Source organism: Gordonia humi, from assembly GCF_014197435.1.
Lineage (GTDB): Bacteria > Actinomycetota > Actinomycetes > Mycobacteriales > Mycobacteriaceae > Gordonia > Gordonia humi.
In genome coordinates, this window is the sequence record NZ_JACIFP010000001.1 from 2174439 (window position 1) to 2186713 (window position 12275).

Consider the following 12275-nt stretch of genomic DNA (forward strand, 5'->3'; position numbering starts at 1 on the left):
AAAACGCGGCGGACTACCGCAGGCCGCCGTCGGCGTCGAGGATCTGGCCGGTGACCCACCCGGCGTCGGGGGAGAGGAGCAGGTCCACGGCAGCGGCGACGTCGTCGGGAGTTCCTAAGCGGCGCATGGCATTCGACTTGCGCATGGCTTCGATGGCCTTCTCCGCGGTGGTGCGGTGCAGGGTCTCGGTGTCGGTGGAGCCGGGACGTACCACGTTGACGGTCACGCGGCGGCGAGCGAGTTCCTTCGCCGCGACGCGGGCGGCGCCCTCGACGCCCGCCTTCGCCGCGACATACGTGGCCTGGCGGGCCGGGGCCATCGCGACGGCGGCACTCGAGAGCAGCACGATCCGGCCGTCGTCGACCACGCGTCGGGCGGCCTCACGCAACACCAGCAACGCCGACCGCAGGTTCAACGCGAGACTCGCGTCGATCTCGTCGTCGGACACCTCGGTCAGGCGAGGGAAGTCCCAGCCGCCGACGCAGTCCACGACGACGTCGATCGGGCCGAGTTCTTCCGCGGCGTCGAAGGCGGCGAGGACGTCGGTCGTGGTCGTGATGTCGGCGCGCACGGCGCGGAGCTCGTGGCCGTCGGACAGTTCGGCGACGAGGCCCTGTGCGCGCTCGGCGTGATCGAGATACGTCACGAGCACCGGTTCGCGCCGGACGATCCGTGCGGTGACTGCGGCGCCGATGCCTCCGGCGCCGCCCAGGACGAGTGCGGTCACTTCTGCTTCCTCTCGGTGTTCTTCCGGTCGAGGAACGCGGTCATGCGCCGCTCCTTCTCGTCGGTCTCGAACAGGACGGCCTGCGCGACGTTGTCGAACGTCGGGTGCGCCTCGCGCGGCATGCGCAGTGCCAACTTGGTCATCCGCAAGGCCAGGGGTGCGTTGCGGAGCATCCGGTCGACCCAGGCGTTCGCGGTCTCCAGCAGCTGATCGGCGTCGACGACCTCGTTGAGCAGGCGTACCTCGCGCGCCTGTTCGGCGTTCAGCGTCCGGCCGGCCAGCAGGATCTCCTTGGCGAGCGGTTCACCGACGAGCTCGATCAGCCGCCACGACGCGCCCGCCGCGGCGAGGATGCCGAGACCGCCTTCGGGATTGCCGAGTCTCACGGTGGGAGTGCCGATCCGGAAGTCGCAGGCGTAGGCGAGTTCGGCGCCGCCGCCGAGCGCGTAACCGGCGACGGCGGCGAGCGTCGGCATCGGAAGGCGCGCGATGCGATCGAAGATCCCCGAGTTGACGCCGGCCAACGCGTCGACGTTGCGCCGCTCGCGCAGCTGACCGATGTCGGCGCCACCGGCGAATATCTCGGGGCCGCCGGTCACGATCATCGGCTTGGGATCTGTCTCCAGCTCCTGGCACACCGCGTGCAGCTCGGCGACCATCTCGGCGTCGATCGCGTTCTTGGTGGCCGGTCGGTCGAGGGAGACGATCACGCGGTCGTCGAGCGTCTCGATGCGTAGACGTCGGTCGCTCATCTAATCGTCCCACTCGTAGAAGCCGCGGCCGCTCTTGCGGCCGAGGTCGCCGCGCTCCACCATGTCGACCATCAGCCGCGGCGGCGCGAACCGCGGCCCGAGCTCGGACTCCAGATAGCGTGAGATGCCCAGGCGCACATCGATTCCGACGATGTCGGTCAACTTCAACGGGCCCATCGGGTAGCCGTATCCGAGTTCCATCGCGGCGTCGATGTCGACGGCGGACGCGACGCCGTCCTCGACCATCCGAATGGCCTCCAGGCCGACGGCGACGCCCAGGCGGCTACTCGCGAAACCCGGTGCGTTGCGGATGACGACGGGGGTCTTGCCCATCGCACGCACCCACCCGGCTGCGCGTTCGGTGAGCGCCGGATCGCCCGCGTCGGTGTACACGACCTCGATCAGCTTGCTGGCGGGCACCGGGTTGAAGAAGTGCAGGCCCACCAGGCGCGCCGGCACACGCAGTGCGGCACCGAGCACGTCGAGCGAGATGCTCGAGGTGTTGGTGGCGATCGCCGCGTCGTCGGCGACGACGCCCTCCACCCGCGACAACGTCTCGGTCTTGAGAGACACGTCCTCCGGGACGGCCTCTACGACCAGCCCCGACGAGGCCAGATCGGTGACGTCGGTGGTCACCGAGAGTCGTGCGACGACCGGCTCGGGAGACGGGACGACTCCGCGTTTCACGCTCGCCGCCACCGCGCGTTCGACGCGCTCGCGGGCGCCGCGCGCCGCATCGGCGTCGCGTTCGAGGACGGTGACGGCAGATCCCGCGAGGAGCATGGCGTGCGCGATGCCCGCGCCCATGCGTCCACCGCCGACCACTCCGACCACATCGGGCAGTGCCACGGCGTCGTTCACTCCCCGGCCTCCGCTAGACGTGCGCGCCCCGCGTCGGTGATCACGCGGTCGGACTGCTCGGTGATCAGCAGCGGCGGGTCGGACTGGTACAGCTTGGCCAGCGCCGAGCGCTCCAGCCCGACCTCGCGAGCGGCCTGGTGGACTTCCAGCTTGTGCATGCGCCCACCGTCTGCCGCGGCGATCCGGGACAGCAGAGCGGCGGTCGGGTCCGTGACGGCGGTGTGCTCGCCGTCGCGGCGGACGGGCTCGGAGTCGAGGAGGGCGGTGATCTGTACCAGAATCCCGCGCAGCGCCTGCTTGAGGACGTCGAGTTCACTCTGCTCGCCCGCCGCGCCGCCGGAACCCTGCCACGTGCGCATCGGGTGGCGGCGCAGATACTCCTGTTCCAGTTCGAGCATGCGTGCGGTATGCGTCGCGAACTGCTCGGCGGTGCCGTTGAGGAACACCCAGTTGCGCGTCTCGTGCGCGGTGGCGCCCTGCTGTTCGAGTTCGGCGTCGGTCAGCTCGTGCGCGGGGCGCCCGGCGGGGCCTGCCGAGCCGGTGGTGGGGGACATGGTTACTCCTTGTGGGCTGTGGAGGTGAGGGGGATCTCGACTCCGCTCGATCGGCGGATGGGGGCTCGATCGGCGGATGGGGGCTCGATCGGCGGATGGGGGCTCGATCAGCGGATGGGACTCGACCGGCGGATGGGTTCGACGGGACGCAGTTCGGCACGGTAACGGCGGGCGTTCTCGCGGTACTCGCCCACGCCGTAGTCGATCCAGGCGGTCACGTCGTCGGGTGCGACGTCACGTGGACGGGCGGGCACACCGAGCAGCATGGTGCCCGGCGGGGCGACGGTGTCCTCGGCGACGAGGGCCTGACCGCCGACCACACAGCCGTCGCCGATCTGTGCGCGGTTGAGCACCACTGAGCCGGAGCCGATCAGACAGCGGTTTCCGACCGTGCATCCTTCGAGGTGGGCGATGTGTCCGACGACGCAGTCGTCGCCGATCACCGTGGGCCACTCCTCGGTGGTGTGCAGCACCGTGTTGTCCTGAATGGAGGTGCGGGCGCCGACGACGATGGAGCCCATGTCGCCGCGCAGCACCGCGCCGGGCCACACCGACGACTCCGGTCCGATCGTCACGTCGCCGATCACCGTCGCCGCCGGATGGACGTATGCGGTCTCATCGACGGTGGGCCGCACTCCGCCCAGGGCGTAGAACGTCATGACGCCTCCTTCAAGTGGTCGAGTCCGGCGTAGACGTCGATCGCGTTGCCGCCGAGTACGAGTGCGGCGGTCTCCTCGTCGAGCCCGAGGTCGACGACCGCCCGCGCGTTGGCGGCGACGCCCGGGACCCCCGGCCAGTCGGTGGCGAAGATCCATTTGCGAGACAGACGCCGCAGGCTGAACTTCGCGTAGTAGTCGGGGAGGCGCTTGGGCGGCAGACCGGAGAGCTCGATCCACACGGTGTCGTAGCTGAGCGCCATGAACGCGGCCGCGTCGTACCACCAGCCGCGACCGCCGTGCGCGAGAACGACGTTCAGCCCCGGGTGATCGCGCACCACGGGCAGGAGGATCTCCGGATCTGCCAACTCGTTCATGGATCCGGGGAACGTGCTGGTCCCACAGTGCACGATCAGCGGCACACCGCGTTCTTCGAGCACCTGATACGCGGGATAGAGCGCGCGGTCGTCGCATCGGAACCCGCCGTGCACCGGGTGCAGCTTCAGCGCGGCCGCACCGTGGTCGAGCTGACGGGTCAGTTCTTTCGCGATGGGGAAGTGCAGGTGCGGATTCACGTTCGCGACGGGACGGAACCGGGTCGGGTTGTACTCGACCAGCGGCAACAGATCGTCGAAGAGCTGCATGCCGGTGGCCTTCGGACTGTACTCGCACAGCAGCAGCGCGCCGTCCACGTCCTGCGCGGCGAAGACCGCGTCGAGCCGCGCGGGGATCGGTCTCCCGTCGGTGTCCCACACGGACTCCAGGAGCCCGTCGGCGCCGAACTCTCGCGCCCAGTCGATCCAGGCCGGCGCGAGGGTGTCGAGCATCGGCACATGCACGTGCGCGTCGATCAGACGATGTCCGTTCAGCACGACGACGCTCCTCTACAGATCGGCGACCATCGGCGTGTCGACGCCGAGCGAGCCCACCTTGTGCGAGCCGCCCGGGGCCAGCAGCGGCTCGTCACGTCCGGGAAGCGCGAGCTCGAAGAAGGCGCGATTGTCGGCGATGAACGCCTCGTCCTCCTCGGGCACACGACGGTCCTGGCTGATCGCCTCGACCGGGCAGACGGGTTCGCAGGCACCGCAGTCGATGCACTCCTTGGGATTGATGTACAGCTTGCGGTCGCCTTCGTAGATGCAGTCCACCGGGCACTCCTCGGTGCAGCTGCGGTCCATCGTGTCGACGCACGGGCTGGCGATGACGTAAGGCATGAGGTGCTTCTTTCTCGTGAGGAGGAGGGCAGGCGGGGCGCGGCCTAGTGCGGGTTGTCCGTCGAGTGTCCGGGGAACAGCATGGCGTCGGGGTCGAGATGGACGGCCGCATTGTTCACCGCGGTCGCCACCTCGCCGAAGCCGACCGCGATGAGGCGGACCTTGCCGTCGTAGTCGGTGATGTCGCCCGCGGAGAACACGCCCGGCACGTTGGTGCGCATCGCCGAATCGACGACGAGATGCCGATTGTCGTGCAACTCGAGCCCCCACTCGCGCAGTGGTCCGAGATTCGCGGTGAACCCGAGAGCGGCGACGACGCGCTCGCATTCGAGGACGTCGACACCTTCGCCCTTGGTCTCGATGGTCGCCTTCTCGATCGCGCCGCCGCCGTCGAGGCCGGTGACCTGCGCATTGATCTTGACCGTGATGCCCGGGTGCGCGAGCACCCTGTCGACGCTGGCCTGGTGCGCGCGGAACTTGTCGCGGCGGTGCACCAGCGTCACGCTGCGGGCGATCGGTTCGAGCATCAGGCACCAGTCGATAGCCGAGTCGCCGCCGCCCACGACGACGACGTTCGCGTCGTGGAACGGCGTCGAGTCGGGGACGAAGTAGTCCAGACCGCGGCCGAGGAAGTCCTCGCCCGCGGGCAGCGGGCGCGGCGTGAACGTGCCGATGCCTCCGGTGATGACGACTGCTCCGGCGTCGATGCTCGATCCGTCCGACAGACCGACGACGTGTCGACCGGCGTCGGTCACCTCGTGCGTCTGTGCTTCCCGACCGAGGAGATACGTCGGATCGTACTGGCCGGCCTGCTCGACGAGGTCGGCGACGAGCTTGCGCCCGGACACCGCGGGGAACCCGGCGATATCGTAGATCTCCTTCTCCGGGTACATCGCGGTGATCTGCCCGCCGAGCTGGCTCAGTGAGTCGACGACGGCGACGCTCAGTCCGCGGGCGCCCGCGTAGTAGGCGCCGAACAGGCCCACCGGGCCCGCCCCGATCAGGAGAACGTCCACCCGGGTCGTGGTCGTGGTCATGACGATGCTCCCGTCAGTTCGGCTCCGCCCGACAGCTGTTCGCGCACGCGGAATCGTTGGAGTTTGCCGGTCGCCGTCTTCGGCAGTTCCGGCGTGAAGATGATTCGACGCGGCGCTTTGAAATGCGCCATGCCGTCGCGGCACCACGTGACGAGTTCGGCTTCGGTGACCGTGTCCGTGTCGCCGCCGAGGACGACCGCGGCCACCGGCTTGTCGAGCCCGTCGTCGTCGGCCACGCCGACCACGGCGACCTCCACGATCGCCGGATGCTCCAGCAGCCGCGATTCGACCTCCGACGGCGACACCCAGATGCCGCCGGCCTTGATCATGTCGGAGTTGCGGCCCAGGCAGGTGTAGTTGCCGTTCTCATCGCGCACATAGGTGTCGCCGGTGATGAGCCATTCGCCGCGGAACACCTGGCGGGTCGCGTCCGTCCGCCGCCAGTAGCCGAGAGCGATCGACTCGCCCCGCACGTGCAACGCGCCGGGTGTTCCGTCCTCGACCGGCTCGCCGTCGTCGTCGACGATCCGCAGGTCGTAGCCGGGCACGGCCGTGCCGGTGGTGCCCGGTGCGATGGCGTCGGGCCGGTTCGACAGGAAGATGTGCAGTGCCTCCGTGGAACCGATGCCGTCGAGGATGTCGACGCCGAACCGCTCCTTGAACCGCTTGAGCAGCGGTGCCGGGAGAGGCTCGCCCGCCGACGTCGCGATCCGCACGGAGGCGAACGTGTCGTCGGGCAGGTCGCTGTTCAGCAGCGCCGCGAAGAACGTCGGCACCCCGAAGAAGATCGTCGGCTTCTCGGCCCCGACACGTTCGGCGACCACCGCGGGCGTCGGGCGTCCGCGTTCGAGGATCGTCGTCGCGCCGACCGAGAGCGGGAAGAACACTGAGTTGCCGATGCCGTACGCGAAGAACATCTTGGCGATCGAGAAGCCGCGATCGTCCGACCGGATGCCCAGGACGCGACTGGCGTACGTCTCGCACACGTGCCGGATGTTGGCGTGCCGGTGCATGGCCGCCTTGGGGAATCCGGTGGTGCCCGAGGTGTAGAGCCACAGCCCCCATGAGTCGTCGGCGGTGTGGACGGTCTCGCGCAGGTCGGGGGCGGCCGCTGCGCCGTGCGCTGCGAACGCGGGCCACGACCACGGGGTGACCCCGTCGGGAACCTTGAGATCGCCGGCGCCGTCGAGGACGACGGTCCCCACGTCCGGGGCGAGCGTCAACGCGGTGTTCACCGCGTCGACGAACTCGGTGCTGGCGACCACGACGTGTGCGCCGGAGTCGGCGGCGATCTTGCCGAGCTCCTCTCCGGTGAACATCGTCGACACCGGCACGGCGACGACACCGGCGCGCATCGCGCCGAGGATCGCGGCGAGCATCGGGACGTCGTCGGCCATCACGATCAGCACGCGGTCGTCGCGGTGCAGGCCCGCCGAACGAAACGCGCCGGCGACATTCCCGACCAGCTCATCGAGCTGCGCATACGTCACGGTGGTGGTGCCGACGGCGGCGACTCGGTCGCCGTCGCCGTCCGTGACGCGCCGGGAGACGAGGTACTCCGCGGCGTTGAAGTAGTCGGCCATGACTACACCCGACCGAAGTCGTACTCACCACGCTGACCGCTGCCGTACCTGCGCAACGCGCCGTCCGGACCGGAGGCGTTCGGGCGGATGAAGATCCAGTTCTGCCATGCGGTGAGGCGCCCGAAGATCTTCGTCTCCATCGTCTCCGGCCCGACGAAACGGTGGTTCGCCTCCATTCCGGTCAGCGCGTCCGGGGAGAGCGCGGCGCGCTCCTGCAGGACGATGCGCAGTTCGTCGGCGAAGTCGATGTCGTCGAGGGCGACGGTCACCAGCCCCGCCGCGTCGGCGGCCGCCGAGTCGAGGGCGGTGCCGATGGTGGCGCGAGCCGCTTCCAGATCATCGTCGCGGCCCCAGAATCGGGACTGCACGCGGGTCAGTCCGTTGCCCATCGGGTACGGGCCGTCGTTCGACGCGGTGAGCTGTATGGTCGCGGGCGCGGCGTCCGGGTCGATGTCCTCGTAGACGCCTTCGAGCATGTACTGGCGGTCGGCGGCCAGGGCGATCTCGGCGAGCAGACCGACGAAGGCGCTGCCCGGCTCGATCACGGCGATCAGGCTGCGGCTCGTCACGTCCAGGCGCTTCATGACGCGCTTGTAGTAGTTGCGGATCTCGCGGATGAACCAGTCGTCGCCCGCCAGGACCTGCGCGTCGTAGGCGAGAGCCTTCTCCGCGTCGCCGGTCACGCGCAGAACCCAGGTGCCCAGGTCGTTCTCGTTGGTGCGCAGGTGCAGGATCAGATCGTCTAGTTCGCGGGTCACCGCCAGCGGCCAGTAGTCGACGCCCTGCTCCAGAGCAGCCGCGGCGTCGGCGGGCGGATCGTCGGTGGGCGCCGACACGGTGATCTCGACCTTGCGGCCGGCCCGGTCGAGAGTCGCCGACACGTGCGGGTAGGAGATCTCGGTGTCGCCGATCCGACGGTCCAACGGAGTCAGTTCCACGCCCTTGCCGCCGGGACGGTGCGAGCCCTCGGCGCGGGCGGCCGCGCGGGCGGCGACGTGCTCGTCGAACGCGTTGCGCGGAACAGTGGAGTCGATGAATCCCCACTGGACGGCGGTGTCGCCACGGTAGCCCTCCGACTTGGTGGCGAACATGTCGGCCCGGTCCTTGCGGACGTGCCGCTTGTCGACCACGCGGGTCAGGCCGCCGGTGCCGGGGAGCACGCCCAGCAGCGGGACCTCGGGGAGGGAGACGGTCGACGAGTTGTCGTCTACCAGGATGATCTCGTCGCAGGCCAGGGCCACCTCGTAGCCGCCGCCGGCGGCGGTGCCGTTGAGCGCCGCGATCCAGGTCTGGCCCGAGTTCTCGGTGGAGTCCTCGATACCGTTGCGGGTCTCGTTGGTGAACTTGCAGAAGTTGACCTTCCACGAGTGCGGCGACTGCGCCAGCATGCGGATGTTGGCACCCGCACAGAACATGCGCTCTAGGCCACCGGTCAGAACGACGGCCTTGACCTCGGGGTGCTCGAAGCGCAGGCGCTGGGTGATGTCGTAGAGCTCGATGTCGACGCCGAGGTCGTACGAGTTCATCTTCAACTGGTAGCCGGGCACCAGGCCGCCGTCTTCGTCGACCTTGAGGGTCACGGTGGCGACGTCGCCGTCGATGGCGACGGTGTAGTGCTTGTACTCGGTCGGGTCGACGATGAAGTCGACGACCGGCGGGGTCGCGTGATCGGTGGTGGGCTCGTCAAGAACGGTCATGACTGGGTCCTTCGGGAGTCTCGGATGGGCTGATTCGAGCGGCCGGCGGTTACGCCAGACCTTCTTCGGCGAGGTGGACGTAGTCGAATTCGACGGGCTGCGAGTTGATGCCGGTCTTCGGCGGAGCGATCCAGCCGGCGAACTCGCCGTACTCGTACTCGGGGACCATCAGTGCGGCGACCCGCTCGCGATCGGACTTCGACGGCAGCCACTCGTCGACACGCGCCTCCCAGGCAGCGTCGTCGAGGACCTCGCCGTCGGGGGAGACGTTGAACTCGGCGTATGTGCCGACCTTGCGGTGGAAGCCCTCGTGCGGCAACGTCAGGCGCTGCTCGAGTTCGGCGTCCTCGAGCTCCTGGTTCCAGCGGGCGACGCCGTTGGCGCAGTCGGCGACGTACTCGTTGCGCAGGTCCAGGTTCAGGGAGCCGAGCGCGGAGACGGTCTTCTCCTTGATCTCGCCGTCCTCGACATAGCTCATGGTGCGCTCGTCGTCGACGAGGATGTGGTCGTCCTTGCGGCGGGTCTCCTGCCACCGGCCCTTGATGCCCTCGGAGTAGTAGTTGCCTGCGTTGGTCGACTGCTCGGAGCCGAACAAGTCCATCGACACCGAGAACTGGAAGTTCAGGTACTTCTGGATGACGCTCAGCGGGATGACGCCCGCTGCGAAGAGCGCGTCGGCGTCGTCGGTGCCGAGTTCTTTCATCTTCTGCGCGGTCTTCTCGACGGTGCGCTGGACGCCGGTGGTGCCGACGAACATGTGGTGTGCCTCTTCTTTGAGCATGAACTCGCAGGTGCGGGCCAGCGGGTCGAACGCCGACTCCTTGAGGGTGCCGAGCTGGTACTTGCCGTCGCGGTCGGTGAAGTACGTGAACATGAAGAACTGCAGCCAGTCGGTGGTCTCCTCGTTGAACGCGCCGAGGATGCGGGGGTTGTCGAAGTCACCGGAGTTGCGCTGCAGCAGCTTCTCGGCCTCCTCGCGGCCCTCGCGACCGAAGTACGCCTGGAGCAGGTAGACCATGGCCCAGAGGTGACGGCCCTCTTCGACGTTCACCTGGAACAGGTTGCGCATGTCGTAGATGCTGGGCGCGGTCTGTCCGAGGATGCGCTGCTGCTCCACCGACGCGGGCTCGGTGTCGCCCTGCACGACGATCAGCCGCATGAGGTCGGCGCGGTACTCGCCGGGGACCTCGTTCCACACCGGCTCGCCCTTGTGCTTGCCGAAGTTGATCTTCTTGTCGGGGTCGGCCTCGGCGAGGAAGATGCCCCAGCGGTACTCCTCCATCGGGACGTGGTCGAAGTGCGCCCAGCCGTCACGGCCGACAGCGACGGCGGTGCGCAGGTACACGTCCTTCGTCGGGATGGCCGGGCCCAGGTTGCGCCACCAGTCGAGGAACTTGGGCTGCCAGCCTTCGAGGGCGCGCTGCAGGCGACGGTCGCTCGCGAGGTCGACGTTGTTCGGGATCTTCTCGCTGTAGTCGATCTTGGAGAGGGGGCCGGTGGGTTTGGGGGCTTCGCCGGTGCGGTCGGTGGTGGAGCTTGTCATGGTGTTCTCCTGGGTTGTGCTTACGCTGGTCGAGAGGAGTTCTACTGCTGGTCGAGCGGAGTCCAGACCCCTAGTGCCCGAGACTGTTCAGTAACGCTGGTCCGCCTTGGACCGCCGTGCGCTGCATGTGGTGGTAGACGGCGCGCAGTCCGCCTTCTTCTTCGCCGCCGCCCGCGCGGCCGGGACCGCCGTGGACGAGTTGCGGCATCGGGATGCCGTGACCGGTCGATTCGGATGCGCTGTCGCGGTCGAGGACCAGGACGCGTCCGTGGTGCGCGGCGATGCCCAGGACGGTGTCGCGGGCGAAGTCGCCGTCGTTCGACACGACCGATGCGGCGAGTGAACCCTGTCCGCGCGCGGCCTGTGCGGTGGCGTCCGCGGCGGTCCCGTCGTAGGGCAGGAGGGTGGCGACCGGGCCGAAGGCCTCGACGTCGTGGGCGCTGCCCGAGGTCGCGTCGCCGCGGAGCAGGATCGGGGAGAGGAATGCGCCGGCCTGGGCGTCGGCGCCCACCACGTCGACGGTGTTCGGGTCGCCGAACACGATCTGCGCGTCCTTGCTCAATTCGGTGATCCTGCCGCGGACGTCGTCGCGCTGATCGGTGCCGACGAGCGCGCCCATCGTGACGCCCTCGGCGCCCGGTGCGCCGATCACGATGTCGCCGAGGGCCGCGGTCAGCGCGTCTTGTACCGCGTCGAGCCGGCCGGCCGGGACCAGGGCGCGTCGGATGGCGGTGCACTTCTGCCCGGCTTTGACGGTCATCTCGGTGACGACCTGCTGGACGAAGAGGTCGAACTCCTCGGTGCCCGGTGTCGCATCCGGTCCGAGGATCGAGGCGTTGACCGAGTCGGCTTCCGCGGTGAAGTGCACCGAGCGTCCGACGATCCTCGGGTGCGAGCGCAGTGACGCGGCGGTCGCGGCCGAGCCGGTGAAGCCGACGCTGTCCTGACCGTCGAGCTGGTCGAAGAGGCCGCCGATCGGGCCGGCGACGAACTGCAGCGCGCCCTCGGGGAGCGTGCCCGACTCGATGATGATGCGGACGGCGTGCTCGGCGATGTACGCGGTGGGCGTCGCGGCCTTGGCGAGCGTCGGGACGCCTGCCAGGATCGCGGGGGCGAGCTTCTCGAGCATGCCCCAGACGGGGAAGTTGAAGGCGTTGATCTGTACGGCGACGCCGAGGCGCGAGGTCAGGATGTGCTGACCGAGGAAGACACCCTGCTTGCCGAACGGTGTCGGTGCGGGATCTTCGACGATGACGGTGCCGTCGGGCAGGCCCTTGCGACCGAGTCCGGCGTAGACCATCGCGGTGCCGAAGCCGCCGTCGACGTCGACCTTCGCGTCGGCACGGGTGCAGCCGGCCTGGGCGGAGAGTGCGTAGAGCTCGTCCTTGCGCTCGGCGAGTGCGCCGGCGGCGGCCTTGAGTGCTGCGGCTCGCTCACTGAAAGTCATTGCGCGCAAAGCGCTCCCGCCGGTGCTGCGGGCATGGGCGAGGGCGCCTGCGAGGTGCGCTTCGCTCGACGCGATCTGCGTGACGGCCGCGCCGGTCACGGCGTCGTACACGGTGCGGGCGTCGCCGTCGCCGGTGCGCCACTGACCGGACAGGTAGCTGGGGATGGTGTCAACCACTGAAAGGCTCCGTTTCGTGGGCTGTGA

12 protein-coding genes are annotated in these 12275 nt (G+C 68.9%); all 12 read right to left on the reverse strand.

Translation table 11 applies throughout. From position 1 onward, the window contains the following. Window positions 1-13: 13 nt before the first annotated feature. On the reverse strand, window positions 14-727 hold the full coding sequence (locus BKA16_RS09940) for an SDR family oxidoreductase (RefSeq protein ID WP_183370498.1): 714 nt from the start codon (window positions 725-727) through the stop codon (window positions 14-16). Further along, window positions 724-1479: an enoyl-CoA hydratase/isomerase family protein gene (locus tag BKA16_RS09945; protein WP_183370499.1), complete on the reverse strand. Its 756-nt coding sequence runs from the start codon at window positions 1477-1479 to the stop codon at window positions 724-726. Before BKA16_RS09945 ends, BKA16_RS09940 begins: the two co-directional genes overlap by 4 nt. Beyond that, window positions 1480-2340, reverse strand: a complete 861-nt coding sequence (locus BKA16_RS09950) for a 3-hydroxyacyl-CoA dehydrogenase NAD-binding domain-containing protein (protein ID WP_183370500.1) — start codon at window positions 2338-2340, stop codon at window positions 1480-1482. It abuts the gene before it with no gap. Beyond that, complete coding sequence (locus BKA16_RS09955) at window positions 2337-2894, reverse strand: DUF6158 family protein (RefSeq protein ID WP_183370501.1); 558 nt, start codon at window positions 2892-2894, stop codon at window positions 2337-2339. The genes BKA16_RS09950 and BKA16_RS09955 overlap by 4 nt, the downstream gene beginning before the upstream one ends. 107 nt (window positions 2895-3001) lie before the next feature. Beyond that, complete coding sequence (locus BKA16_RS09960; protein ID WP_183370502.1) at window positions 3002-3553, reverse strand: gamma carbonic anhydrase family protein; 552 nt, start codon at window positions 3551-3553, stop codon at window positions 3002-3004. After that, complete coding sequence (locus BKA16_RS09965; protein WP_183370503.1) at window positions 3550-4422, reverse strand: amidohydrolase family protein; 873 nt, start codon at window positions 4420-4422, stop codon at window positions 3550-3552. The genes BKA16_RS09960 and BKA16_RS09965 overlap by 4 nt, the downstream gene beginning before the upstream one ends. 12 nt (window positions 4423-4434) lie before the next feature. Continuing rightward, entirely contained in the window at window positions 4435-4764 is a 330-nt protein-coding gene (fdxA, locus tag BKA16_RS09970; RefSeq protein ID WP_183370504.1) for a ferredoxin, read from the reverse strand. A gap of 44 nt (window positions 4765-4808) precedes the next feature. After that, window positions 4809-5801, reverse strand: a complete 993-nt coding sequence (locus tag BKA16_RS09975) for an NAD(P)/FAD-dependent oxidoreductase (RefSeq protein WP_183370505.1) — start codon at window positions 5799-5801, stop codon at window positions 4809-4811. Further along, entirely contained in the window at window positions 5798-7384 is a 1587-nt protein-coding gene (locus BKA16_RS09980; protein WP_183370506.1) for a benzoate-CoA ligase family protein, read from the reverse strand. The genes BKA16_RS09975 and BKA16_RS09980 overlap by 4 nt, the downstream gene beginning before the upstream one ends. Window positions 7385-7386: 2 nt before the next feature. Beyond that, entirely contained in the window at window positions 7387-9081 is a 1695-nt protein-coding gene (gene boxC / locus BKA16_RS09985) for a 2,3-epoxybenzoyl-CoA dihydrolase (protein ID WP_183370507.1), read from the reverse strand. Between the two features lie 49 nt (window positions 9082-9130). Beyond that, window positions 9131-10624 (reverse strand): benzoyl-CoA 2,3-epoxidase subunit BoxB, encoded by a 1494-nt coding sequence (gene boxB / locus BKA16_RS09990; protein ID WP_183370508.1) that lies wholly within the window; start codon window positions 10622-10624, stop codon window positions 9131-9133. Window positions 10625-10694: 70 nt separating this feature from the next. Further along, the gene (gene paaZ, locus BKA16_RS09995; RefSeq protein ID WP_183370509.1) at window positions 10695-12248 is read right to left on the reverse strand and encodes a phenylacetic acid degradation bifunctional protein PaaZ; all 1554 of its coding nucleotides are present in this window, start codon (window positions 12246-12248) and stop codon (window positions 10695-10697) included. Between the last annotated feature and the right edge of the window lie 27 nt (window positions 12249-12275).